The 24,381-nt window shown below is 69.7% G+C and carries 24 protein-coding genes; 5 read left to right on the top strand and 19 right to left on the bottom strand.

The genetic code is table 11. The features are described 5' to 3' along the window. Nucleotides 1-58: 58 nt before the first annotated feature. A complete protein-coding gene (locus ACIBKY_RS44895; RefSeq protein ID WP_397107044.1) occupies nucleotides 59-202 on the top strand; it encodes a hypothetical protein in 144 nt (47 codons plus the stop codon). A 101-nt stretch (nucleotides 203-303) separates the two neighbouring features. On the opposite strand, the gene ACIBKY_RS44890 is transcribed toward ACIBKY_RS44895, so the two are convergent. From ACIBKY_RS44890 to dacB, 13 genes are all read right to left on the bottom strand, one after another. Next, the gene (locus ACIBKY_RS44890; RefSeq protein WP_397107042.1) at nucleotides 304-765 is read right to left on the bottom strand and encodes a DUF3180 domain-containing protein; all 462 of its coding nucleotides are present in this window, start codon (nucleotides 763-765) and stop codon (nucleotides 304-306) included. Beyond that, nucleotides 762-1,265: a 2-amino-4-hydroxy-6-hydroxymethyldihydropteridine diphosphokinase gene (gene folK / locus ACIBKY_RS44885; RefSeq protein ID WP_397107040.1), complete on the bottom strand. Its 504-nt coding sequence runs from the start codon at nucleotides 1,263-1,265 to the stop codon at nucleotides 762-764. Before folK ends, ACIBKY_RS44890 begins: the two co-directional genes overlap by 4 nt. Continuing rightward, nucleotides 1,262-1,645: a dihydroneopterin aldolase gene (gene folB / locus ACIBKY_RS44880; RefSeq protein WP_397107038.1), complete on the bottom strand. Its 384-nt coding sequence runs from the start codon at nucleotides 1,643-1,645 to the stop codon at nucleotides 1,262-1,264. The genes folK and folB overlap by 4 nt, the downstream gene beginning before the upstream one ends. Next, nucleotides 1,617-2,060, bottom strand: coding sequence for a nuclear transport factor 2 family protein (locus ACIBKY_RS44875; protein WP_184971388.1), 444 nt, complete (start codon nucleotides 2,058-2,060; stop codon nucleotides 1,617-1,619). The genes folB and ACIBKY_RS44875 overlap by 29 nt, the downstream gene beginning before the upstream one ends. Next, nucleotides 2,057-2,857, bottom strand: a complete 801-nt coding sequence (folP, locus tag ACIBKY_RS44870) for a dihydropteroate synthase (protein ID WP_397107288.1) — start codon at nucleotides 2,855-2,857, stop codon at nucleotides 2,057-2,059. Before folP ends, ACIBKY_RS44875 begins: the two co-directional genes overlap by 4 nt. A gap of 712 nt (nucleotides 2,858-3,569) precedes the next feature. Continuing rightward, a complete protein-coding gene (folE, locus tag ACIBKY_RS44865) occupies nucleotides 3,570-4,139 on the bottom strand; it encodes a GTP cyclohydrolase I FolE (protein ID WP_379611964.1) in 570 nt (189 codons plus the stop codon). After that, nucleotides 4,136-6,130, bottom strand: a complete 1,995-nt coding sequence (ftsH, locus tag ACIBKY_RS44860; protein ID WP_379611965.1) for an ATP-dependent zinc metalloprotease FtsH — start codon at nucleotides 6,128-6,130, stop codon at nucleotides 4,136-4,138. Before ftsH ends, folE begins: the two co-directional genes overlap by 4 nt. A 260-nt stretch (nucleotides 6,131-6,390) precedes the next feature. Further along, nucleotides 6,391-6,942, bottom strand: a complete 552-nt coding sequence (hpt, locus tag ACIBKY_RS44855; RefSeq protein WP_312896704.1) for a hypoxanthine phosphoribosyltransferase — start codon at nucleotides 6,940-6,942, stop codon at nucleotides 6,391-6,393. Nucleotides 6,943-6,953: 11 nt separating this feature from the next. Continuing rightward, complete coding sequence (gene tilS / locus ACIBKY_RS44850; RefSeq protein WP_397107035.1) at nucleotides 6,954-7,949, bottom strand: tRNA lysidine(34) synthetase TilS; 996 nt, start codon at nucleotides 7,947-7,949, stop codon at nucleotides 6,954-6,956. A 66-nt stretch (nucleotides 7,950-8,015) separates the two neighbouring features. After that, complete coding sequence (locus tag ACIBKY_RS44845) at nucleotides 8,016-8,855, bottom strand: hypothetical protein (RefSeq protein WP_397107033.1); 840 nt, start codon at nucleotides 8,853-8,855, stop codon at nucleotides 8,016-8,018. 167 nt (nucleotides 8,856-9,022) lie between these two features. Then, nucleotides 9,023-10,336: a hypothetical protein gene (locus ACIBKY_RS44840; RefSeq protein ID WP_397107031.1), complete on the bottom strand. Its 1,314-nt coding sequence runs from the start codon at nucleotides 10,334-10,336 to the stop codon at nucleotides 9,023-9,025. 576 nt (nucleotides 10,337-10,912) lie between these two features. Then, nucleotides 10,913-11,989: a zinc-dependent metalloprotease gene (locus tag ACIBKY_RS44835; RefSeq protein WP_397107029.1), complete on the bottom strand. Its 1,077-nt coding sequence runs from the start codon at nucleotides 11,987-11,989 to the stop codon at nucleotides 10,913-10,915. A gap of 46 nt (nucleotides 11,990-12,035) precedes the next feature. Then, nucleotides 12,036-13,211 (bottom strand): D-alanyl-D-alanine carboxypeptidase/D-alanyl-D-alanine-endopeptidase, encoded by a 1,176-nt coding sequence (gene dacB / locus ACIBKY_RS44830; RefSeq protein ID WP_397107027.1) that lies wholly within the window; start codon nucleotides 13,209-13,211, stop codon nucleotides 12,036-12,038. A gap of 314 nt (nucleotides 13,212-13,525) precedes the next feature. Here dacB and ACIBKY_RS44825 point away from each other — a divergent pair, with 314 nt between their 5' ends. Further along, nucleotides 13,526-14,017 carry an inorganic diphosphatase gene (locus ACIBKY_RS44825; protein WP_184971400.1) on the top strand — a complete coding sequence of 164 codons (492 nt, stop codon included), beginning with the start codon at nucleotides 13,526-13,528 and terminating at the stop codon, nucleotides 14,015-14,017. Nucleotides 14,018-14,023: 6 nt separating this feature from the next. On the opposite strand, the gene ACIBKY_RS44820 is transcribed toward ACIBKY_RS44825, so the two are convergent. From ACIBKY_RS44820 to ACIBKY_RS44800, 5 genes are all read right to left on the bottom strand, one after another. Further along, nucleotides 14,024-15,148, bottom strand: a complete 1,125-nt coding sequence (locus ACIBKY_RS44820) for an NlpC/P60 family protein (protein ID WP_397107025.1) — start codon at nucleotides 15,146-15,148, stop codon at nucleotides 14,024-14,026. A gap of 84 nt (nucleotides 15,149-15,232) precedes the next feature. Continuing rightward, nucleotides 15,233-15,886: a hypothetical protein gene (locus ACIBKY_RS44815; RefSeq protein ID WP_397107023.1), complete on the bottom strand. Its 654-nt coding sequence runs from the start codon at nucleotides 15,884-15,886 to the stop codon at nucleotides 15,233-15,235. A gap of 3 nt (nucleotides 15,887-15,889) precedes the next feature. Beyond that, nucleotides 15,890-17,338 (bottom strand): hypothetical protein, encoded by a 1,449-nt coding sequence (locus ACIBKY_RS44810; RefSeq protein ID WP_397107021.1) that lies wholly within the window; start codon nucleotides 17,336-17,338, stop codon nucleotides 15,890-15,892. 129 nt (nucleotides 17,339-17,467) lie between these two features. Then, on the bottom strand, nucleotides 17,468-18,271 hold the full coding sequence (locus tag ACIBKY_RS44805; RefSeq protein ID WP_397107019.1) for a hypothetical protein: 804 nt from the start codon (nucleotides 18,269-18,271) through the stop codon (nucleotides 17,468-17,470). Nucleotides 18,272-18,335: 64 nt separating this feature from the next. Next, nucleotides 18,336-19,946 carry an ABC-F family ATP-binding cassette domain-containing protein gene (locus ACIBKY_RS44800; RefSeq protein WP_397107017.1) on the bottom strand — a complete coding sequence of 537 codons (1,611 nt, stop codon included), beginning with the start codon at nucleotides 19,944-19,946 and terminating at the stop codon, nucleotides 18,336-18,338. 138 nt (nucleotides 19,947-20,084) lie between these two features. On the opposite strand from ACIBKY_RS44800, the gene ACIBKY_RS44795 reads away from it, so the two are divergent. The 3 genes from ACIBKY_RS44795 to ACIBKY_RS44785 are packed head-to-tail and all read left to right on the top strand — an operon-like array spanning nucleotide 20,085 to nucleotide 22,962. After that, nucleotides 20,085-21,188 carry a DUF4185 domain-containing protein gene (locus ACIBKY_RS44795; protein ID WP_397107015.1) on the top strand — a complete coding sequence of 368 codons (1,104 nt, stop codon included), beginning with the start codon at nucleotides 20,085-20,087 and terminating at the stop codon, nucleotides 21,186-21,188. Nucleotides 21,189-21,232: 44 nt separating this feature from the next. Further along, a complete protein-coding gene (locus tag ACIBKY_RS44790) occupies nucleotides 21,233-22,195 on the top strand; it encodes a DUF4432 family protein (protein WP_397107013.1) in 963 nt (320 codons plus the stop codon). Then, complete coding sequence (locus tag ACIBKY_RS44785) at nucleotides 22,192-22,962, top strand: SDR family NAD(P)-dependent oxidoreductase (protein WP_397107011.1); 771 nt, start codon at nucleotides 22,192-22,194, stop codon at nucleotides 22,960-22,962. Before ACIBKY_RS44790 ends, ACIBKY_RS44785 begins: the two co-directional genes overlap by 4 nt. On the opposite strand, the gene ACIBKY_RS44780 is transcribed toward ACIBKY_RS44785, so the two are convergent. Further along, the gene (locus tag ACIBKY_RS44780; protein WP_397107009.1) at nucleotides 22,951-24,375 is read right to left on the bottom strand and encodes a S10 family peptidase; all 1,425 of its coding nucleotides are present in this window, start codon (nucleotides 24,373-24,375) and stop codon (nucleotides 22,951-22,953) included. The two genes, ACIBKY_RS44785 and ACIBKY_RS44780, sit on opposite strands and share 12 nt — an antisense overlap. Between the last annotated feature and the right edge of the window lie 6 nt (nucleotides 24,376-24,381).

Here is a 24,381-nt window from a genome sequence, read left to right as displayed (position 1 = left end):
CGTAGCCTGGAGCCATGAAGAACATCGGCTTCCGGACGACGAGCGGATCATCAAAAGCGTGACGCACGAGGGTGAGAACACCACGGACGGCATCAGACGGGCAGTGCGCCTTCTGGATCGACAGGCATGGCTGGAGCAGGCCCGCGCCGACGCCGCGCGACTGGCCGACGAGGACCTCTCCACGGAACCGGACGCATGGTGATCCTGGTGGACTCGCACCATCGACACCGACTACATCCGCGGTGAAGCCGTCCACTACCTTGGCAGGGACGAGTTGGCCGCCGTCGAGAACGCGCTAACCCGCTACCTTGAGCTCTGACGCTCGGCTTCCGGGTCCTTGGGGATGCGGCAGGAGTGTTCGAGGAAGAGGGCGGCGCCGATCAGCACGACGAAGGCCAGGAACGAGCCCGTGGCGACGAAGAACTCGGCTCGCGGCGTCGATCTGGTCAGCATCGACATGGTGTGCAGCGAGAACCCGGCGAAGATCCCGGCGAACACCGCCCCCACGTACGCCGAAGCCTTGGCCAGAGCGGCCAGACGGGCCACCGCCAGCGGCTCCACCGGCTTGGTGCCCGGCTTGCGGGCGATGCGCGCCCGCGTCATCCACGCGCTGTACGCCTCCCCCACGGCCAGCAGCAACACGGTCGGAATGGCGGTCCACGGAATCACCGGCAGATCCGAGTAGACCTGCCGCACCAGAACCCAGGTGAGCAGAGCCAGCACGACGACGATCCCGACGAGCACGCCGGGTTTGGTGGGTCTCAAGCCGGCCCCTGCAACTTCAGGTCCTCGCGCAGCCACACCCCGGTCCGGTCGAGCCCGGCCAGCAGATCGGCCACCCGCCCCCGCCCGGGGATCTCACCGTCGGGATCCACCTGAGCCCACGGCACCAGCACGAAAGCCCGCTCGTGCGCCCGCGGATGCGGCAGCGTCAGCTCGGGGTCGTCGCTGATCACCTCACCGACCACGAGCAGGTCCACGTCGAGCGTGCGGGCGCCCCACCGCTCCTCCCGCACCCGCCCGAAGGCGTTCTCCACGCTCTGCGCCCGGTCGAGCAGCATCTGCGGCTGCAGCTTCGCCTCCGCGACGATCACCGCGTTCAGGTACGGCTTCTGCCCCTCCGGCCCGCCCACCGGATCGGTCTCATACACCGGCGAGGCCGCCACGAACTCCAGCCCAGGCGCGTCGAACAGCGTGTCGACCGCGCCCTGCAACGTCTGGAAGCGCTGCCCGAGATTGCTGCCCAGCGCGAGAACCACCTTCATGGCCGGCTCCGTTCGATCGTGACCACGACGTCGTCGAAGGGCAGCGGGATCGGCGCCGCCGGCTTGTGCACGCTCACCTCGGCCCGCTCCACCGGCCCGGAGGCCAGGCAGACGTCGGCCAGCCGCTGGGCGAGCGTCTCGACCAGCTCGACCGGCTCGCCCTCGACGACCTTGACCAGCGCCTCGGCCAGCTCGCCGTAGTGGACGGTCAGCGTGAGGTCGTCGCCCGCCGCCGCCGGGGCGGTGTCGAGGAACAGCGTCGCGTCCACCACGAACTCCTGGCCCAGCTCGCGCTCCGCGGGCAGCACCCCGTGGCGGCCACGGGCGCGCAGGCCCTTCAGCGTGATGCGGTCAGCGGTCAAGCTCGCCCTCTTCCTCATCGTCCTCGCCCTGAAGCACCGGTGAGCCGTGGTGCATCCACAACCGCCAGCCCTGCGGCGTACGGATGTAGACGTTGCTCGCCACGACCTTCCCGGCGGCGAAGCTGGCCTCGCCCTCCTCGCCGGCGGTCAGGATGTTCTCCACGCAGGTCAGGACGGCCACGTCACCCAGCACCACGGTGCTCACGTCCGTGAGCACGAACTGGATGTAGGTGGTGTTCGCCATGATCAACGCCCAGGACCGCAGCACCTCGGAGCGCCCTGCCAGCAGCGACCAGCCGGGATGAACACAGCTCACCTGATCGCTGATCGTGTCCTCTGCCCAGATCTCGGTCATCTTGTCGAGATCGGCGTTCTCTATGGCGGTATAGAAGGCCTGGTTGACCGTCTCGATGGCCGCGGTGTCGACGCTCATCCTTCGGCTCTCTTCCATGCGGCGGCCACACGCACGGCGTCCGCGTTGGGCCCTACCTCGTGCACCCGCACGCACCACGCGCCCGCCCGCGCGGCCAGCGCCGTCACCGCCAGAGTGGCGTCGTCGCTCCTGCTGAACGGACGCGGCGTACCGTCGGCGCCGGCCAGCAGCCGCCCGATGAACCGTTTGCGCGACGCCCCGACCAGCAGCGGGAACCCCAGCTCTGCCAGCCGTTCGATGCCGGCCAGAACCGCCCAGTTGTGCTCGGCGTTCTTCGCGAACCCCAGCCCAGGATCAAGCACCACCTGCTCCGTGGACACACCCTCGGCCAGCACGTAGTCGACCCGCTTGGCCAGTTCTTCACCCACCTCGGTGACCACGTCCTCGTAAACGGCCCGATTGTCCATGTCGTGCGAGTGGCCACGCCAGTGCATGACCACGTACGGCACACCGGTGGCGGCCACGACCTGCGGCATGTCCGGATCGGCCAGCCCGCCGCTCACGTCGTTGACCAGCCGCGCACCCGCCTCGACGGCCGCCTTGGCGACCTCGGCCCGCATGGTGTCCACACTGACCGCGACACCCTCGGCGGCCAGCGCCCGAATCACCGGCACCACCCTGGCCAGCTCTTCATCCAACGCCACCCGCGCGGCACCCGGCCGCGTGGACTCCCCGCCCACGTCGACGATGTCGGCGCCCTCGGTCACAAGCTCAAGCCCGTGCCGGATCGCGGCCGCCTCGTCGAACCACAACCCGCCGTCGGAGAAGGAGTCGGGCGTGACGTTGACCACACCCATGACGAGGCACCGATCCTCGGCAGGCAGTCCCGGCACCCTCATCATGCCCCCAAGCCTAGGCGGTGGTGGTTCGCTCTCGATGTCGTGGGTGGCACTTTCCCCGCCGCTCTCAACTCTCAGTGGCCGGCCGTCTCCGTGGCCGCGTCGCAGGATCACGTGTATATCCGCCACAGCCCAGCCAGCGTAACGCCCCCACCCCATCAGGCAGTTCCAACCACCACTTCAGGCAGTTCCAACCACCACTTCAGGCAGTTCCAACCACCACTTCGGGCAGTTCCAACCACTTCTCTCGGGTTACGGCAAGCCCAGCTCACCCCACCCGCCGCACCCCTTCGCGGCCTTCCAGGGAAACGGCCGTCCACCCCACGGGTGTCCCGCCGTAACGCCCGCCCCCTGGGCCGGGCACCGCTCCAAGGACACCGCACACCCACGGGCAGAGGAACCACGCGGACAGAGGCCGCACGCGGGCAGGCTCGGGAGGTACTCCCGAGCCTGCCCGTGCGGCGGGATGTCGCACCGGCGAGGCCGGCGCCGATGTGCGGTGGCCGGGGTGGGGTCGCGTGCCCGGCCGGCCGGACGGACGTAACGGCGGGACACCCGTGAGGTGGACGACCGTTTCCCTGGAAGGGTGTGCAGGGGTACGGCGGGTGGGGTGACCTGGGCTTTGCCGTAACCCCGAAAGGGCGTGGTTTTTGCCGGGTGAACGCCTGCTTCAGCGGCCGATTATCAGGCTCATCGCCTCGGCGCGGGTTTTGTCGCTGGTGCGGAAGTCGCCGCGGACCGCGCTGGTGAGGGTTTTGGCGCCGGGCTTGCGTACTCCCCGCATCGTCATGCACAGGTGTTCGGCCTCGATCACCACGATGACGCCGCGCGGCTCCAGCACGCGCATCAGCGCGTCGGCGATCTGGGAGGTCATGCGTTCCTGAACCTGCGGGCGGCGGGCGTAGACGTCGACCAGGCGGGCCAGCTTGGACAGGCCGGTGACCTGTCCCTTTTCGTTGGGGATGTAGCCGACGTGCGCCACGCCGTGGAAGGGGACGAGGTGGTGTTCGCAGGTGGAGTACACCTCGATGTCGCGCACCAGGATCATCTCGTCGTGGTCGACGTCGAAGACCTTGGTGAGGACGTCCTCCGGCTGCTGGCGCAGGCCGGAGAACTGTTCCGCGTACGCACGGGCGACCCGGGAGGGGGTGTCGAGGAGGCCGTCACGGTCGGGGTCCTCGCCGATGGCGATGAGGATCTCCCGGACGGCCTTCTCGATCCTTGGTTGATCTACGTTCACGCACTGTCCCCGGACGGCAGGGCGTCCTGGTGCCCCGCGGTGAGCGAGCCGTTGGCCGACTGCTCCTTCGGCGTCAGGATGGGCGGCAGGTCCGACGGGAGCCGCTTGCCGTAGCCCGCGTAGGACGGGCGGTGCTCCTTGACGACCACGGACGAGAAGATCTCCACCACCTGCTGGCGGGAGAGGGTCTCCTTCTCCATGAGTTCGAGCACCAGGTTGTCGAGCACCTCGCGGTACTCCACCAGGATGTCCCACGCCTGGTCGTGCGCCGTCTCGATCATCCGGCGGACTTCCTCGTCGATCGTGGAGGCGATCTTCTCGGAGTAGTCGCGCTCGTGGCCCATCTCGCGGCCCAGGAACACCTCGGCCTGACCGCTGCCGAACTTGCGTGCCCCGAGCTGCTCGCTCATGCCGTACTCGGTGACCATGCGGCGGGCCACGGCGGTGGCCTTCTCGATGTCGTTGGAGGCGCCGGTGGTGGGCTCGTGGAAGACGAGCTCCTCCGCCGCGCGGCCGCCGAGCAGCATCGCGAGCTGGTCCATCATCTCCGAGCGGGTGGCGAGGAACTTGTCCTCCATCGGCAGCGTCATCGTGTAGCCGAGCGCGCGGCCGCGGGAGAGGATCGTGATCTTGTGCACGGGGTCGCTGTTGGGCAACGCGTGCGCCACGAGCGCGTGACCGCCCTCGTGGTAGGCGATCATCTTCTTCTCCTTGTCGGACATGACCCGCGTCTTGCGCTCGGGTCCTGCCATGACGCGGTCGATGGCCTCCTCAAGGGTGTCCATCGAGATCAGCTTCTGGTCGCCGCGCGCGGTGAGCAGCGCCGCCTCGTTGATCACGTTCGCGAGGTCCGCACCGGTGAATCCGGGGGTACGGCGGGCGATGACGTCCAGGTCGACCTCCGGCGCGAACGGCTTGCCGCGGCCGTGGACCTTGAGGATGCCCTTGCGGCCCTCCAGGTCGGGACGGTCGACGGTGACCTGCCGGTCGAAACGGCCGGGGCGCAGGAGCGCCGGGTCGAGGATGTCGGGCCGGTTCGTCGCGGCGATGAGGATCACGCCGCCCTTGACGTCGAAGCCGTCCATCTCGACGAGCAGCTGGTTCAGCGTCTGCTCGCGCTCGTCGTGACCGCCGCCCAGACCGGCGCCTCGGTGGCGGCCGACGGCGTCGATCTCGTCGATGAAGATGATCGCCGGGGCGTTGGCCTTCGCCTGCTCGAACAGGTCGCGTACGCGGGAGGCGCCGACGCCGACGAACATCTCGACGAAGTCGGAACCGGAGATCGAGTAGAAGGGCACTCCGGCCTCACCGGCCACCGCGCGGGCCAGCAGGGTCTTGCCGGTGCCGGGCGGGCCGTACAGGAGCACGCCCTTCGGGATCTTCGCGCCGATCGCCTGGAACTTGGCCGGGGCCTGCAGGAACTCCTTGATCTCCTGGAGCTCCTCGATGGCCTCGTCGGCGCCCGCGACGTCGGCGAACGTCGTCTTGGGAGTGTCCTTGGTGATCAGCTTGGCCTTCGACTTGCCGAAGCTCATCACCCGGGAGCCGCCGCCCTGCATCTGGTTCATGATGAACAGGAAGATCAGCACGATGATGACGATCGGCAGGAAGCTCACCAGGAGGCCGACGAGGAAGTTCTCCTGCGGCACCTCGGTGGTGAAGCTCTTGGTCTTTCCGGCGCCCACCTGCTTGTTCAGCTCTTCGGTGAGTGTCGGGCCGTAGCCGGTGACCCAGTCAGACTGGATCATGTTGGTCGGGGCGTCGCCCGACTTGACGGTGATCTTGTTGTGGAGGGTCAGCTCGATCCGCTGGTCCTTGTCAACAATCTTCGCGTTGCTGACGTTGCCGGTGCGGATCTGCTCGAGGACCGTGGACGTGTCGGCCTGCTTGAAGTTGCCACCGCCGCTCCACAGCTGGGTGACGAGCAGGAGCAGCACGACGATGCCCAGGATCCACAGCAGTGGCCCACGTGTAAATCGCTTGAGATCCATCCGATGCGGAACCCCTTGCGGGCCCGTCCCTTCCTGACCATGGCCTGGAAACCCCGGGCAGGGCCCGGGGCCGCGGCATCCGACACCGCGACTACTGACTACCCGAAGGGGACCACGCGGTCACCCTCCCGTCGTCAGAAGGTACACCGGACAACGCGCGGTGGCACCGCCCGCTAGACCGGCCTTGCCCTACCAACGTACGTCAGGTAGAGCGATGTTCCCGGTCCCTGCGTGCAATGTCGGAAATGCCGCGCAGACAGCTACGTGTAGACATGCGGAGCCAACGTGCCGATGAACGGCAGGTTGCGGTACTTCTCCGCGTAGTCCAGCCCGTAGCCGATGACGAACTCGTTCGGGATGTCGAAACCGACATACTTCACATCGATCGGCACCTTCACCGCGTCCGGCTTACGCAGTGCGGCGCAGATCTCCAGCGAGGCCGGGTTGCGCGATTTCAGGTTCTCCAGCAGCCAGTGGAGGGTCAGGCCGGAGTCGATGATGTCCTCGACGATCAGCACGTGGCGGCCCATGATGTCGTTGTCCAGGTCCTTCAGCACCCGGACCACACCCGACGACTTGGTGCCGGCGCCGTAGGAGGACACCGCCATCCAGTCCATCTGCACCGAGGTGTGCAAGGCCCTGGCCAGGTCGGCCATGACCATGACCGCCCCTTTCAGCACGCCCACGAGCAGCAGTTCCTGGCCCGCGTAGTCTTCGTCGATCCGGCCGGCAAGTTCTTTGATCTTCGCCTGGAGTTCGTCCTCGGGGATGAGGACCTTCTCGAGGTCGTGGCCCATGTCGGCAGCGTCCACCTGCGAGTTCCTTACGGGATGGGTCTGATGGCGAGTATCAGCGTCCCATACCGCCGCACGGCGGTCAGACCCCCGGGCAGGTCAACGCCCTTCTGTCCCCGCCACTCGGTGACCAGCCGCTCAACAGCGTGCACGTGGACGGCCGACAAGGCCCCGGAAGGCACCCCGGCGTCGATCGCCGCTCGTTTGATCACTCGCCGGCGGACCGCGCCGGGAAGATCCTCCAGCGCCGGTACGGCCAGCGTGACCATCCCCGGGATATCGCTTAGAGCGCAATACTCAAACGCCTTCTCAGCCCATTCATGAAGCGCGTCGGCATCGTCACGGGCCAGCTTGGCCGTCCGCGCCAACGCCTGAGCCACTCCGGGGCCCAACTCGCCCTCCAGCACCGGCAGCACCGTCCTGCGCACCCGCACCCGGGTGAACCGGTGTTCCTCATTGTGCGGGTCCTCCCAAGGCTCCAGGCCCAGGTGCGCGCAGGCGGCCACCGTCGTACCCCGTCCCAGCTCCAGGAACGGCCGCCGATAGATCCCCTGAAACTTCGCCATCCCCGACAACGACCGCAGCCCGCTGCCCCGCGCCAGCCCGAGGAGTACCGTCTCCGCCTGGTCGTCCATCGTGTGGCCCAGCAGGACCGCCACCGCGCTCAGCCGCGCCGCCGCCTCCCTGAGCGCCTTGTACCGGGCGTCCCTCGCCGCCGCCTCCGGCCCGCCCTCGGTGCCCACCCGCGCCGTCAGCACCTCCGCGGGGTCCAGCCCCAGCGGCAGCGCCGCCACTCCGGCCGCCCGCTCCGCAGAGCCCTCCTGCAGGCCGTGATCCACCGTCACGAGTCCCGCCCGCAGACCCATCCGCGGCGCCACGAAGGCGAGGGCCGCGGCCAAGGCCAGGGAGTCGGCGCCGCCACTGCACGCGGCCAGCACCAGGTCGCCCTGGGGCAGATCGCCCAGGACCTCTCTGACAACTCGCCGGACGTCGGCTACGGCGGGATGCGGACCCATGCCGCCCATTCTCCCCAGCCCTTCCCGTCCGGGCGTCGCCCGCCCTGGGCCGGCGAGAACTCGATCATCACGTGGCTAGTTCCACGCGCCGGGCACCTGGTCGGGCACCTTGCCCTTGAGCTGGTCCTGGGCGAGTACCTGGCTCTCCAGCGGCAGCGCGATGGTGACCTGCCGCCCCCAGTCGGAGTAGCGGGTGTCCGTCTCGACGCGGAGCACGGAACCCTTCCAGTGGTGCAGGACTCCCCTCGCCGTGGCCCGCTCCACCAGGCCGGCCGTACTCAGGCGAAGGGTGTAGGAGATGACACTGACCGGCTTGCTCCAGGAATAGCCGCGGAAGCGCGCGGCGAAGGTATCGGACACCTTGACCAGTTGGCCGCACTCGATGGTGCCCTTCACCACCCCGCCCCGCCAGGACGTGCGGTGGGCCAGCAACGCCTTGAGCGTGGCGGGCTCCAAAACCTCCAGCAGCGGGTTACTGGAGGGCAGATCGGTATGCCGGTAACGCACCCAGCTCGTGCCCTTCGGCAGCACATCGGCGAATCGAGGGCCCGAGACGTAGTCAACGTAGCGGGACGAGATCACCCTCAGAGGCATCTGCTCCAGGGCGGCGTCCTCCGCCATGTCGAACTCTCTCAGAGCGCTCATCGCCGCCTCGCTGTACCGCAGGTGCTGGGACGTGTCGGCGGCGACCTCACCCTGCGGCCCGAACCCTGCCGTGCCCTCCAGCTTCACGGTGTGCCCCAGGCCGCGACCGTGATCCACCTTCACGGCGGACTCGATGTTCACGCCCTTGCCGCGGATCAACGCCGCCCGGAGCGCCGTCACCGGGTCGGTCCCGGGCGCTGCCCGCGCGGGGACGGCGACAAGCTGTACCAGGCCCACGGCCAGGAGTACGCCCACGACGGTTCGCCTCATCACGATCTCCCGGGGTTGGCCGGAGGGGACGCAACAATCTTGTGCAGGCGAGATCAACTGTCAACCCGAGATCATGGTCCCCATCGGCGACCCGCGCGGCCGTTCCAGGTCACCCGCACTGTGAACGGCCCGCCCCTCCTTCACCCAGGAGCCACACCCGTGATGAATCAGAAGTGATGAACAGGTGCGTCCGCCTGGGTCCAGTGCCAGTTGACCGGCCCCCACCGCTTCTTCAGCACGGCGCGCTGCCGCGCGTACCCGCTCAATGCCTGCTCAACGGCGGCCGCCAGGTCGTCCAGATCGTCAGGGACGGGCAGGCGCAGGAGCAGGTGCTGCTTGTTGTGGACGAGCAGGAGCTCACCGGCGGGCGAGCAGGTGGTGAGGGTGAAGTGGGTCAGCGGTTTGAACGCCTTGTTTCCCGTGTCCAGCCTGGCCCGCAGGTTTCCCCTCGTGTCCCAGGCGTAGAGGCCGTAGCGGTTGAGGTGGAAGGCGAAGCCCCTGTACGCGTCGGCGGCGAGGCCGAAGCAGAAGCCGGTGAAAGGGGAGTCGTGCCAGTCGTCCATGCCTTGGAGGCGCCCGGTCATGTTGCCCTGGTCATCGACAAGGGCGAACACGAACGGCCGGCCACGGCTGCCGCCGCGGTAGGTCTTGCCGTACCAGGGGACGACGAACAGGTCGTCGGCCAGCGCCACGGCTCGCTTGAGGCGGGAGTCGCGCCAGGGTGAGAACTGGTCCTCGTCTGGCACCTGTTCGGTCAGTGCGGGCCGGGGCCGGTGGGCCAGGCCCACCGGGGCGCCCCGATGGAAGACGTGGGTGCGCAGGTCGATCTCCCGCTCATGATCCGGTTGGGGATCGAGCGAGGCGAGCGCCTCGATCACCGGCTTGGACGAGGCCGTCAGGGCACCGTCCGCCACGCCGACGAGGTTGGCGAGGTGGTTGCCGTACTTCCACACCCCGAATTCGGCGACGGTACACAGCAGACGGCCCGAGGGCGTGACGCTGATGGACGTGGCGAAGGACTCGCCCGGCGTGAACTCGTCGAAGGCGTTCCGCAACTCCCTTGTGGCGTAGGTGGCCACCACCCGGCTCAGGCCGGGTGAGATCAGGGTCGTGTTGTCCGGGAGGGCGCTGACCGCGAGGGTGCCGTCCGGCAGGACACAGAGGGTCATGTCGCCACCCTCCGCCACAGCCGCGCCGTCCGTATAACGGCTCCGCCAATAGGCACTGGCCAGCACGTCACCGGCGCTGGAGTAGCGGGTGACGATCCGGTACGCGAAGTCGGCCAAGGCCGGGTCCTGTACGTCGGCTGACATGCGGTACGTGTGCCGGTGGACCCCGTACAGCGCATAGACCTCCCCGTTGGGCGCGGCCGCCACGTCGAACGCCTCGACGCCCCAGCCGTTGGAGTAGAGCGCGGTCAGGTCGATACGGTGAAGGTCCACCAGCTTGGCCGGCAGGGCCAGTGGGAGCGCTTGGTTCATGGCCGTCATTGTGGATCTTGGCACCGACAGTTACTTCAAGGGCTTCCTGAGGGTGAACAACCACACGCCGGCCCCGGACAGGGTGGAGCCCGGAGCGTTGCCCACCACCGAACGGGGCAACCGGGCAATCCAGAGAGCGTAACTACGGCCCGGCTGCCTGCGCCTACCTGGCCCACCACGCCTCCGGCAGGGCGGGCCGTAGCGTGCCCACCACCCAACGAGGTGCCAGCACCGCCCACGGCCCCGGCTGCCTGCGCCTACCCGGCCCACCACACCCCCGAGCACGATGGGCAGAGCATGCCCACCCCCGACCGGGCCACCGGGAGAGCCCGTCCAATGCCCCGGCTGCCTGCGCCTACCCGGCCCACCACGCCTCCGGCAGGGTGGGCAGGAGCGTGCCCACCACCCAGCCGGGCAAGGGGTGGGGTCCAGCAGGCAGCCCGAGCGCAGCGAGGACCCCCAGGAGTCGAGCTTCAGCTCGACTGGCCAAACGCGCGAAGCACCTTGCCCTTGGGCCCGGCTAGACGCGCGAAGCACCTTGCTTTGGGCCGGTAAGACGCGCGAAGCACCCCGCCCTTAGGAGTCCAGGGCCGGTTGGCCGATCACGCGGGCGATCCAGGCGTCCGGGTCGGCGATTTCGGCGATGGTGGGCAACGTCTCGGGCGACGTCCACACCTTGTTGAAGCCGTCCATCTCCACCTTGCCCACCACATGGCGGACGAAGGCCGAGCCCTCCGCATACTGCTTCATCTTCAGCTCGATGCCCAGCAGCCGCCGTACCGTCTTGTCCAGTCTGGACGTGCTCTCCCTGCGCGAGGCGAACTTGGCACGGATGTCGGCCACCGACGGGACCACGGACGGCCCCACCGCGTCCATCACGTAGTCTCCGTGGCCCTCGACCAGCGTCATCACCGCGGTCAGGCGGTCGAGGATCTCCTTCTGGGCCGGCGACTGGATGGCGTCGATCAGGCTGCCGTCTCCGCCGCGTACGACGTCGGCGACCGTGTCGGCCGCTGTGCGCAGCCGTTCCAGGATCGTCGGCAGGTCGAGGTCGGAGGCGAGCAGGAACTCGGTCATCTGCGAGCGCACGTACTCGCGCAGCCACGGTACGCCCGTGAACTGCACGCGGTGCGTCTCCTCGTGCAGGCAGACCCAGAGGCGGAAGTCGCGCGGGTGCACGTTCATCTCGCGCTCGGCGTGCACGATGTTGGGCGCGACCAGCGTCAACCGGCCCGCGGCCTCCTGGCCGGTCGGGTCCGGCGGGAGGAACAGTTCGTACTGGCCCAGTACGCGCGAGGCCAGGAACGCCAGCACGGCGCCCACTTCGACCCCGGTGATGCGCGAGCCGACGGCCGTCACGATGGCGGGCGGCGGGTTGTCGCTGTTGCCCATCCGCTCGGTCAGCGGCTCCAGCACGACGCGGAAGCCTTCGACGTTGGCCCTGATCCAGCCGGGGCGGTCGACGATGGTCGCCGGCTGTGGGGGCGTCTCGGTGTGGATTTTGGTGAAGTCACGCACATGGCCCTCGGCCTCGCGGGAGAGAGTGCGTAGCTCTGTGACCGCCTGCCTGGCCTCCTCCCGGCTAACCTGCGGCCCGGGGCGCACCAGGCGCGTGCCGGTCGATACGGCCAGATCCCAGTCGATCACCTGCATGCCTACCACCGTACGTGGTCGGAGGCCGACCCGCGACGGCCTCGCGTCAGGATCGGGCGACGATGGCGGCAAGCCGGTCCAGGACGGGTTCGGCCGACAGCGGAACCTGGTCGGCCATGAAGGCGAAGGTGACCAGCCGCCCGTCCTTGGTGGTGGCGAGGCCGGCGAGCGTGTTGACGTTGTTGAGCGTGCCGGTCTTGGCGCGGACGAGTCCGGCCTGTCCCTTGCTGTCGGAGCCGGAGAAGCGCCGCCCGTTGCCCAGCGTGCCGGTGAACCCGGCGATCGGCATGCCGGAGGCCACCGCGTGGAGTTCGGGGTGCTTGGGCGAGCCGGCCAGCGCCACGAGCTTGGCCAGGCCGTCGGCGCTGATGCGGTTCTTGGTGGACAGGCCGCTGCCGTCGTACACCTGGATGCCGCGCGAGGCCCCCAGTCTCTTGAGTACGGCGAGCACCGCCTTGCCCCCGCCTTCGAAGGAGGCCGGCTGTCCTTCCTTGAGCGCGACCTGCCTGGCCAGTGCCTCGGACAGGTCGTTGTCGCTGAAGGTGAGCGCGTGCTCGACCAGTGCATAGACGGGCGGGGAGTCGACCTTGCCGAGTTCGGCCGCGCTCTGGCCGGCCTTGACGGGGGCGATGCCCTTGGACACGGCGATGCCGTACCTGGAAAGGAGCTTGGCGAAGGCGGCGGCGGCGAACTGCGGCGGGTTGGCGACGCGGGGCTGGGAGCGGGCCGGGTTCTGCCGGCCTTCGTCGATGGCCAGCGCGTGAACGGGCGCGACGTTGCCGTCGGGGATGTAGCTGGGCTTCCAGCCGGGGCCGATGGGCGAGCCGGTGTAGAGGGAGGAGTCGTAGCCGAGCGTGACCTTCTTGACGCCCTGCTTCTTCAGTGTGGCCGCGGTGCGCGCGGCGAGCACGGCCAGGGAGGCCGGTTTGGGGTAGGTGGTGGGCTTGGCCGCCGGGCCGGACAGCATGGGGTCGCCGCCGCCGACGAGCACGATCGAGCCGGGCGTCCTGCCCTGGACGACGCGCGTGGACAGGCGGGTGTCCGGGCCGAGCGAGGCCAGGGCGGCCGCCGAAGTGACGATCTTGGTGGTGGAGGCGGGGACGATGCCGATGTCGGCGTTGGAGGCGAAGACACGCTGGCCGGTCGCGGCGTCCACAACGACGGCGCCGACGCGTTTCCCCAGCGCTTTGTCACCCAGCGCATCGGTGAGCTGTTGCGTCAAAGTACCCTTAGTCGGGAGAGGTCCGTCTCCACCCGAGGCCAGCACTGGTCCAGCGGTGATCACCGGGACGGAGGGAGACGCGGTCGGCTGATCGGCTGGGTGCGGGGCCTGCCTCGTCAGGGCGGCCAGGCTGAAGTCGTTCCGCACCGCGTAGACACCGGTGGCGATCGTCGTGGCCTGGAGCAGGACGAGAGTGGCCACCGCCACCCAACGCTCGCGCCGTACCACGTCGCCTGTCCCTCTCTCCTGTAGTTCGCCTACGAGACATTAACGCCCAGCCGGGGGTGCCCGGGGGGTTGAGCGGAGGAACAGCGGTGGAGTTCGACGTTGTCGTTGAGATTCCCAAGGGGCAACGGAACAAGTACGAAGTGGACCACGAGACCGGGAAGATCCGGCTTGACCGGCTCCTGTTCACCTCCACGCAGTACCCCGCGGACTACGGCTTCATCGAGAACACCCTCGGTGAGGACGGCGATCCCCTTGACGCGCTGGTGTTGCTGCAGGAGCCGACGTTCCCCGGCTGCTACATCACCTGCCGCGCGGTCGGCATGTTCCGCATGACCGACGAGAAGGGCGGCGACGACAAGGTGCTGTGCGTCCCCGCCACCGACCCCAGGATGGAGCACATCCGCGACATCCACCACGTGCCCGAGTTCGACCGGCTGGAGATCCAGCACTTCTTCGAGGTCTACAAGGACCTGGAGCCCGGCAAGTCGGTGGAGGGCGCCAACTGGGTGGGCCGCCTGGAGGCCGAGGTCGAGATCAAGCGCTCCTTCCAGCGGCTGAAGGACCAGGGCCACCACTGACGGACCTCATCGGGGACGGGTGGCGCCCACGAGGTCGCGGCGCCACATGGAGGCGATCCTGACGACGTCACCCGTCTGCGGGGCGTGCACCATGAGGCCGCGGCCGATGTACATGCCCACGTGGTGGATGTCTCCGGGATCACTGGTGATGCGGCCGAAGAACAGCAGGTCGCCCCGGCGCAGTTCGCGTAGCGGCACGTGGGGTCCCGAGGTCCACTGGGTTCCCGTCCAGTGGTCGATCCGGACCCCGGCCCGCTCCCACGCCCGCATGGTCAGCCCCGAGCAGTCGTAGCTGCCGGGCCCGTCGGCCGCCCACACGTACGGCTTGCCGAGCTGCGTCAGCGCCCAGTTGGCGGCGATGTCCCCGTTGGTGGACCCGGCCCCGGACACCGGTATCGCCCCGGCGCCGAAACTCGTGCGTTCGAAGGCGGCGGCGCGTTCCCTTGCCAGCCGGTCGGCGAGGCTGCGCGCGGAGTCGACCTGGTCCTGCAGCTTCTTCTTGGTGGCCAGCAGCGTCTTGGTCTCGCGTGTCTGCTTGGCGACGGCGGCCTCGGCGGCGGTCTTGGCCTCCTCGGCGCGCTCCATGGCGTCCTGCTGCGCGGTCTGGGCGTCGTCGGCCTGTTCGCGCAGGATCTCGGCCACGCGTTCGGCGGCCCGCATGCGGTCGAGGACGAGCGTGCGCTCGCCGCCCATCTGCTCCAGCACCGAGGCCCGGTGCAGGAAGCCGTCGGCACTGTCCGCGATCATGGTCAGCATCGGCCGGGCGAGGTCGAACCCGCCATAGGCCTGCGCGGCGATCGCCGCCACGTCCGCCCTGGCCGCCTCGGCCATCGTCTCGGCGTCCAGCAGCCGCGTACGTGCCGCCACCGCGGCGACCTTGGCCGCCGCGAGCTTGACCTGTTCCCCGTTGTAGGCCTCGACCAGCCGTTCGGCGGCCGCGTCGAGCTCGTCGAGCCTGCTCTGCGCGGCCGCGAGCTTCGCGGCCGCCGCCCCCAGCGCCTTGTTCTTGTCCCGTACGGCGTCGCGCGCCTCGGCCACGTCGTCGGCCGAGGGCCGCGGGTCCGCGTAGGCGGGCGGGCAAAGGGTGGCGATCAGGCAGGCGACCAGCAGTCCGGCTCTGACGGAGTGCATAGATCCCCCTCGCTCTCGGTCACTCTATGCACACAGTGCCCGCTCGTCACTCACCGCACACATGAATCACACGCAACGTAATCATCACAGGCGAAACAGGCGTTCTATCCACGGACGGACGCCAATAGAGGGAGGTTTCGCACCACGGGGATAGGTGAAGACAGGTGTCTGGCTTCCATACGCAGCGTGAAGTTCGGCGGCTTTGCACCAGTCGGCGCTGACCCGGGCGGCGGCCCAGGCGGCGGCGATGGCCGGGCGCGACTCCTGGTGGCGGTCGTAGGTCTGGAAGAGCGTCATCGTGGCGGCCGCGGCGAGGTGGCCGTCGCCCGGGTAGGCGGTTCCCGCGAGGTAGGGGGCGGTGACCCGGCCGCCGTGGGTGGTGTCCAGGGCCCAGGTCCAGTTGGCCAGCACGAGACCCAGCACGGGGTCGGGCACGGTGGCGGCGGCGCCGTACATGCGCTCCTGGCGGGGGCCGGTGAGGCGGCGGGAGGTCCACAGCCAGTCGAGCTCGGCGGGCGGCTCGCCACCGGCGAGCCAGGACAGGACGGCCAGGCCCCGCGCGGTCCGCAACCGGCAGAGTTCGAGCAGGTCGCGCAGCATGCGGGGGCCCGGGTCGAGCCAGGTGGGCCAGTCGACGCAGTGGCCTCTGCGCACCATCGCGGCGAGTTCGTCGCGGACGGTCAGCGGGCAGACGCGGCAGCCGAGGTGCGAGTCGTGGCGCAGCTCGAATGCCTCCATCGCTCAGCTCGCCGTCGGGTCGGGGGCGGCGGTGGGGGTCTCCACGGGCGGCGTGGGCGTGGGGGTCTGGGTGGGGGTCCGCGTGGGCGTCGCCGACGGGGTGGGGGTCTTGGTGGGCTTGTGCGTGGGCTTGTGCGTCGGAGTGGCCGTCGGCGCGGGGGTGGTGGGGCAGGGCGTGCGGGTGGGGCGGCCCTGCGGGTCCCTCGTGGGCTTGCCGGCTCCCGGTACGCCGCCGGGGTCACCGGGCTCGCCCGGATCGGGAGCGGCCGGTGGGGAGGCGGGCGTGGTGGTGGCCGGCGCGGGCGAGGAGGGAGCGCGGGTGGGCGGTGCGGTGGTGCGGTCGGCGGCGGGCGGCGTGACCGCCGACGGTTCGGTGGCGGCCAGGACGCCGAGGGGGCGGGTGGCGGCGCTGTCGGGGATGGGTTCGACCTGGATCGCGGTGTCCTGCGGGTCGGGCGCCCAGGGCAGCCTGATGCCGGGCGGCTCGCCGGTGGCGGGGAAGGCGCCGGTGGCGAGGCCGGACAGGCCGCCGGTCTCGGTGCCGAACTGGTGGAAGACGACGCCGATCGCGATGACCGTGGCTACGGCCGCCAGCGCGCCAGCCAGCGCCTGAGGCCACTTGCGAGCCTTCTTCTCCCCCGGGCCGGGAAAGCCGGCGGCGTCCAGGGCGGCCGAGCGCCTGGCGACGTAGCGGCGGTACGGCAGGAGCTCGGGGTCGATGAAGCAGCTCATCACCCGGACCCTCAGCGACCCCGGCAGCCTGGCCGCCGGGAGCAGCTCGAACACCTTGGCGGCCGAGATCTGCCGGTTGCGGTGCGGGGCGCAGAGGTCGCAGTGGGCCACGTGCCGTACGAGCTGCCTGCGCATCTCGGTGGTGAGCTCGCCGGAGAAGCCGGCGAGGATGTCGGCGCGGCGCGGGCAGTCGTAGGGGCCCTTCCTGGCCAGGAACTCGGCGGTGATCGCGTCGCGCAGGCGCTCGCGGGCCTCCTCCTCGGCGATCTCGACCTGGCGCGGCGAGGTGCCGAGGACGGCGGCCAGGTCGGAGGTGGACAGGCCGTGGCGGGTGCTCAGCTCCAGCAATTCGCGGTCACCGGCCGGCAGGCCCTGCGCCGCGTTCCATGCCATGACCCGCAGGTCCGCGTCCTCGGGGTCGTCCGGCTCGGGGGCCTCGGTCAGTGTTCGCGCATCTTGGGGGGCCGCCAGGCGGCGGCGGGCGCATTCGCCGCGAGCCAGCGCGTAGAGCCAGGGGCGCAGGCGCTCCGGCTCGGCCAGCGCGCCGATGTGCGCCTCCGCGGCGATGAGCGTGTCGCGCAGCGCCACCTGGGCGCTGTCGGAGCTTTGGAGGAGGGACCAGCAGTATTGGTAGATGCTCTCGGCATACGTGTCGTAAAGCGCAGCCAGAGCACCCGGGTCGTCAGCGCGGAGAGCCTCGACCAGGACGCGGTCAGTCATGTTGCTGAAGGTAATGGATTGGTAACTAGTAGTTCTACCGATTCAGCGCTAATGACAGAATGGCCCGCCGATAAAAGTCCGAATAAAAATGAATTGTTGCGAAAGCGCCGCGCCCGGGGGCGCGGCGGTTCACTCCTTGTGGTCGTCGCCGGGCAGCGCAGTACGCCCGCGGTCCACGGCGAACGGCTCGGTCGTCGGCATGACCGTGTGGACCGGCACCGCACCCGCCAGAGCCAGTTCCTCGAACGGCCGGCCGGTCGAGCCCCAGGTACGCGCCACCACTTCGGTCTTGGCCACCTTCGCCCCCGGCGCCAGCCCCTCGACGGTGAGGATGAAGCGCGGCGGCGCGCCCGCCTTCACGTCGTCCACGAACGCGTAGCCGCCGCCGACCAGCTTGCCCGCCGGGTCGCGCAGCAGGGCGTTGACCACCAGGCTGCTGGCGGGCAGCGCGTACGGGTTGTCCACGTACCCGGTGACCAGGTAGGTGCCGTCCTTCTGCTTGAGCGTCTGCACGCCCGAGACCGGGAAGGTGCGGAAGGCCGAGGCGATCCTGGCCGCCGCGCGCCACTGGGCGGGGCGGTACTCGATGGTGACCTTGGCCGGCCGTTCCGAGGCGCTGGCCTGGCCGGCGAACGACAGGGAGCCGCCCGGCGGGACCGCGTCCAGCGGCTGGTCCATGCGCACGACCTCGGCGCCGGAGGCGTCACGGCCGATCACCGTGGCCACCACGTGCTCGCCGAAGTGCCAGGGATTGGCGTTGGTGAGCACGCCGGCCCAGTTCACGGCGTAGCCGGAGGCGGTCTTGACGGTGTTGGACACCTGCTCCTTCAGCGCCAGCGGCTTGAGCTGGGCAGGCTGCGCTTCTTCTGAGCACCCGGTCAAGAAGATCGCGCCGAGTGCGAGGACAGTGACGGTTCGGCTACGCAGGATCACTTTGCCGTGATAGCCGGTGCATGGGCACGTCATGCGTGAGACACGCGCATGGCGTACCCATTCTTTAACGTGGGCGCACGACCCGCGTCTCATCCCACACCGGCTCAGGAGCCTCGTAAACGGTGCCGTCGGCGCCGAAGACCAGGTATCGGTCGAAGTCCGCGGCGAACCAGCGGTCGTGGGTGACCGCGAGCACGGTTCCGTCGAAGGCGTCCAGGCCGACCTGGAGCGCCTCGGCGCTGGCCAGGTCGAGGTTGTCGGTGGGCTCGTCGAGCAGCAGCAGCGTCGCGCCGGACAGTTCGAGCAGCAGGATCTGCAGCCGCGCCTGCTGGCCGCCGGACAGCGTCTCGAAGCGCTGGTCGGCGATGAGCCCGGCCAGCTCGTAGCGGGCCAGGATCTTCATGGCCTCGTTCTTGAGCCTGGCGTGCTCGGTCATGACGATCTCGACCGAGCTGCGTCCCCGCAGGTCGGGGCGGGCGTGGGTCTGGGCGAACAGGCCCGGGACCACCCGCGCGCCGAGCCTGGCGACGCCGGTGTGGCGCACGTCCTCGCCGGAGATCAGGCGCAGGAAGTGGGACTTGCCGGAGCCGTTGGAGCCCAGGACGGCGACGCGCTCGCCGTACCAGATCTCGGTCGAGAACGGCTTCATCAGGCCGGTCAGCTCAAGCTCCTCGCAGATGACCGCCCGCTTGCCGGTGCGGCCGCCCTTGAGCCGCATGCGGATGTTCTGCTCGCTGGGCGTCTCCTCCGGCGGGCCCGCATCCTCGAACCTGCGCAGCCGCGTCTGGGCGGCGTGGTAGGCCGGGGCCATGCCGTCGTTGTAGCGTGCCTTGTTCTTGAGCATGTTGACCAGGGCTTTGAGCTTGGCGTGCTCTTCGTCCCAGCGGCGGCGCAGCTCTTCCAGGCGTTCGTTGCGCGCCCGTCTGGCGTCGGCGTAGGTGGTGAAGCTCCCGCCGTGGATCCAGATGTTGCCCGACTCCACGGTGACGATCCGGTCGGCGGCGTTGGCCAGCAGCTGCCGGTCGTGGCTGACCAGCAGGACCGTCTTGGACGTCTCCCTGAGCTGGCCCTCCAGCCACTCCTTGCCCGGCACGTCGAGGTAGTTGTCGGGCTCGTCGAGCAGCAGCGTCTGGTCGGGGCCGCGCAGCAGCGCCTCCAGCACGAGCCGTTTCTGCTCGCCTCCCGACAAGGTGGCCACATCCCTATATTTCACGTTGTCGTACGGCACGCCGAGCGCAGCCACCGTACACGTGTCCCAGAGCACCTCGATGTCGTAGCCACCGGCGTCGGTGTAGTCGGTGATGGCCTGGGCGTAGCGGAGCTGCGTCTTCTCGTCCTCACGCTCCATCATGGCCAGCTCGGCCCGCTCCAGCTTGGCCGCCGCCTCCCGCACCGCCGGAGGCGCGACGCTGAGCAGCAGGTCGTGCACGGTGGAGCCGTCACGGACGCTGCCGATGAACTGGCGCATCACGCCGAGCCCGCCGGAACTGGCCACGCTCCCCTCGACCGGCTGCAGATCGCCTGCCACCAGCCGCATCAGCGTCGTCTTCCCGGCCCCGTTGGGGCCGACGAGCGCCGCCTTGACCCCGTCGGGGATCCGGAAGGACACGTCGTTCAGCAGCGGCCGCCCATCCGGCAGCACGTACGTCAGGTGTCCGACCTCGACGTGACCCATCTCCCGATCCCTCCCCAGTTCCTCGCGCAGGCTACCTGCCGGGGCCGGACCGGGTCATCCGGGTTTTCGGGGGTAGACAATAAGTCATCTAATGACTAGAACTGTAATCGGCTCACCTCCTCCCCCCCTGGATGTGTGATGAAGCGTCTGCGCCTGGTTTTAGTCCCACTCCTACTCGCGCTCCTCCTGCCTCAGCAGGCCATGGCCGCCGAGGCCAACTGCGCGCCCGAATTCCGTGGCTCGTCGATCAACCCCCGGCTGACCAGCCTGTTCAGCAACTACGGCAACGACAACTCCCGGCTCGACGACTGGACGGGTGCCGACGGCACCTACTCGGTCCGCCTGCCCAGCGGCAAAGAACTCTGGGTCTTCTCCGACACCTTCCTCGGCCAGGTCAACCCGGACGGGTCCCGGCCGCCGGTGGTCGAGGAGGGCGGCACGACCGTGTTCCTCAACAACACCTTCGCGCTGGAGCGCGAAGGACGCCTGCGCACGATCTACGGCGGCCGCCCCGGCAAGCCCGCCGCCGTGATGCCGCCCCGCGACAAGAAGCACTGGTACTGGGCCGGCGACGTGACGCTGGCCGGTGGCATGGTCGAGGTGACCTACCAGGAGTACGAGCGCTTCGGCACCGGTGCCTGGGACTGGAAGTGGCACCGCAACGTCGTGGCCCGCTTCCCGCAGGGACGTATGGAGCGCCCGGTCAGCGTCCACGACCTGCCCTCCGGCAACGGCGTGGCCTGGGCCTCCGGCATCCTCAAGGACGGCCGCCACACCTACGTCTACGGCGTGGAGGACAAGGGCGCGACCAAGTACATGCACCTGGCCAGGGTCCGCGGCGAGAGCCTGCTGGGCCGCTGGGAGTTCCGGACCGCCTCCGGCACCTGGTCGCCGTCCGAGAAGGACTCGGCGCGCATGATGGAAGGCGTGGCCAACGAGTACAGCGTGACCAAGGTCGGCGACGGCTACGTCCTGATCACCCACGACACGACCGAGGCGCTGAGCGCCAAGATCGTGGCCTACTCGTCCTGCTCGCCGACCGGGCCGTTCACCGGCAAGCAGGTCCTCTACACGACCCCCGAGACCAACGGGAACATCTTCACCTACAACGCCCACGCCCACCCCGGCGTGGCCGGTGACGGACTCGTGGTCTCCTACAACGTCAACAGTTTCGTCAACACCGACCACTATCGCGACGTGTCGATCTACCGCCCGAGGTTCATCGACGTGAGGTTCGGTTGAGGCGTAACTGGGCCGCCCGTCTTCGTCGCTTCGCCCTTGACGGCATGGACGCGGTGACGTTGGAGAACGAGCTTCTCCGCGTCACCGTCCTGCCGGGCAAGGGCGGCGACGTCGTCGAGTTTCTGCACAAGCCGACCGACACCGACTTCGTCTGGCTCTCTCCCCAGGGCCTGCGCCCCCCTGCCGCGCACCTTCAGGGCGCCGCCGACGACGTGGCCCAGTTCATCGACCACTACGAGGGCGGCTGGCAGGAGATCTTCCCCAGCGGCGGCGCGCCCAGCCTCTACCGGGGCGCCCGCCTGGCCCAGCACGGCGAGGTGTCGGGGCTGCCGTGGGAGTGCGCCGTCGTGGCCGACACGCCTGAGCGGGTCTCGGTACGGCTCGGCGTGCGCACCCGGCGCCTGCCGTACCGGCTGGAAAGGACGCTCACTCTCGCGGCCGGATCGGCCGCGCTGGAGGTCGAGGGCCGCGCGAGCAACGACAGCGGCCTGCCCCTGCACGCCATGTGGGGCCAGCACATCGTGTACGGCGCGCCGTTCCTCAAGCCCGGCCACCGGATCACGCTGCCCGGCGGCGTGAAGGTGGTCCCGCACGACACGGCCATCAACCCGGCGGGCCGCAGGGTCGCGCCGGGCGGGCCCTGGGACTGGCCGCTGGTGCCCGGCGAGGGCGGCGGCGCGACCGATCTCGCCGTGGTGCAGGCGCCCGGCTCGCCGAGCGACGTGCTGTACCTGACCGGCTTCACCGAAGGCTGGTATGAGATCTCGGGAGAGATCGGCATGCGGGTGGAATGGGATGCCGAGGTGCTGCCGTATCTGTGGATGTGGCAGGAGCTCGGCGCTTCTGTGGACTATCCCTGGTGGGGCCGGGCCTACGTTCTCGGGCTCGAACCGTTCGCGGGCATGCCGACCGACGGGCTGGCGGCGGCCGTGGGCAACGGCACGGCGATGGCGCTGGGGCCGTACGAGAGCAAGGTGCTGAGATGGCGCGCGGAGGTGCTGGCGTGAATGATGTCGAAGGCAAGGTCGCTTTGGTGACCGGCGGGTCCACGGGGATCGGGCGCGCGGTCGTCGACCGGCTGGTCGCCGGGGGGGCCTCGGTGGTCTTCTGTGGCGTCGGCGAGGGCGTGCCGGTGGCGGGCGAGCGGGTGACCGGGGTGGCGGCCGACGTGCGCGACGCCGGGCAGATGCGCGAGCTGGCCGAGCTGGCGGTCTCCCGCCACGGCGGGCTGGACATCGTGGTGACCTGCGCCGGCGTGCAACGTTACGGCACCGTCGAGGACACCCCGCAGGAGACGTGGGACGAGGTCATGGACGTCAACGTCAAGGGCGTCTACCTGGCCTGCCAGGCCGCGGTCCCGCATCTGCGCGCCCGGGGCGGCGGGGCGATCGTCGTGGTCGCCTCCGTCCAGTCGTTCGCCTCGCAGACGCGGGTGGCGGCCTACTCCACCAGCAAGGCGGCCCTGCTCGGCCTGACCAGGTCGATGGCGCTCGACCACGCCGCCGACGGCATCAGGGCCAACGTCGTCTGTCCCGGCTCGGTGGACACGCCCATGCTGCGCTGGGCCGCGGACCTGTGGCGTGGCGGGCGTACGCAGGAGGAGATGGTGGCCGAGTGGGGCCGCTCCCACCCGCTGGGCCGGGTGGCCCGGCCGGCGGAGGTGGCAGAGCTGGTCGCGTTCCTCGCCAGTGAGCGGGCCTCGTTCATCACCGGCTCCGAGCACCGCGTGGACGGCGGCCTGCTGTCCGGCGTCCCGGTGGCGCTACCGGAGTGAGCCCGCGACGAAGGCGGCCAGGTCGGCCGACTGGCGCAGGCGGCTCGGCTCGTGGACGTACATCATGTGGCCGGCCTCGTAGTACTTGAACTCGACGTTGCCGCTCAGCTCGCGCGGGACGCGCAGCTGGGCGAAGGTGTGCTCGGCGGCGAAGTACGGCGTGGCGCCGTCGTGATAACCGCAGGCCACGTGGACGCGCAGGTGGTGGTTGTCGCGCATGGCCGCGGCCAGCTTGTCGGCGGCGTGAACATGGGCGCCCTCGAACTCCTTGTACGACCAGGGCTGCACCCGGCCGGTGAGGATCTCGTAGGGCAGGTCGCTGGTGTAGCCGAGGTCGGCACGCAGGTAGTGGTTGAGCGCGGCGCTGTAGGGACCGACGATCGCGCTCATGCTGGGGTCGCGGTCGAAGTGCTCGCGGCCGCCGTCCTCGTCCCAGCCGGTGAAGCGGCCGTCGAGGCGGCCGACGATCCGGCGGCGTGAGCGCAGCAGCTCGGTGAAGAAGCGGATGTGCTCCAGGCGCAGGTCGACCCGGTCGACGTAGTCCGCGCCGAGGCCGGTGAGCTCGGCGACCTTGGCGACGGCGGCGGCGCGTTCCTCGGTGGTGAGGCGGTTGCCGCGGGCCAGGGCCCACGGGTAGTCGCGGGCCGCGTACTCCTCGGCCTCGCGCAGGACCTCGGCCAGCGGGCGCTCGCCGTGCAGGCCGTGGTAGTGCGCGATGGCCGCGTACGTGGGCAGGTAGAGGGCGTAGGCCAGGTCGTTGCCCGGGTTGAACTCACCGGTGATGAAGTCGAGCACCGAGGAGATCAGCATGAGCCCGTTGAGGTACATGCCGTAGCGGGTCTGCAGGTGGTCGGCGAGCGCGGCGGCCCTGAGCGTGCCGTAGGACTCTCCGGCCAGGAACTTGGGCGACATCCACCGCCCGTTGCGGGTGGTCCAGAGCCGGATGATCTCCCCCACCGACTCCACGTCGCCGGTGAAGCCGTGATAGGCGTCGGGCTTGTGGCCCTCGGCGGCCCGGGAGAAACCGGTGGAGACCGGGTCGATGAACACCAGGTCGCTCTCGTTGAGCAGCGTCTCGGCGTTGTCGGCCAGCCCGTACGGCGGAGGCAGCAACGCCCCGGCGTCGCCCATGACCACCCGGCGCGGGCCGAGCACCCCGAGATGCAGCCACACGCTCGACGACCCGGGCCCGCCGTTGAAGGCGAAGGTGACGGGGCGCGTCAGGGGGTCGGCGCCGTCGAGCGTGTAGGCGGTGACGAACATCTCGGCCTTGGCCTGGTGGCCGTCGAAGGCGCCGTCGGTGAACGTCTCCTCCCGCAGCACCATGGTTCCGGTCCTCGCCGTGTACGGCTGGCCGGAGGTGAGGGTGTGCAAGGTGGTGACCAGGTTGTCAGCGGGAGTGATGTTCGTCATGGGGAT

This window comes from Nonomuraea sp. NPDC050394, assembly GCF_044459065.1.
Lineage (GTDB): Bacteria > Actinomycetota > Actinomycetes > Streptosporangiales > Streptosporangiaceae > Nonomuraea.
This window is presented reverse-complemented; position numbering and strand designations above follow the sequence as displayed.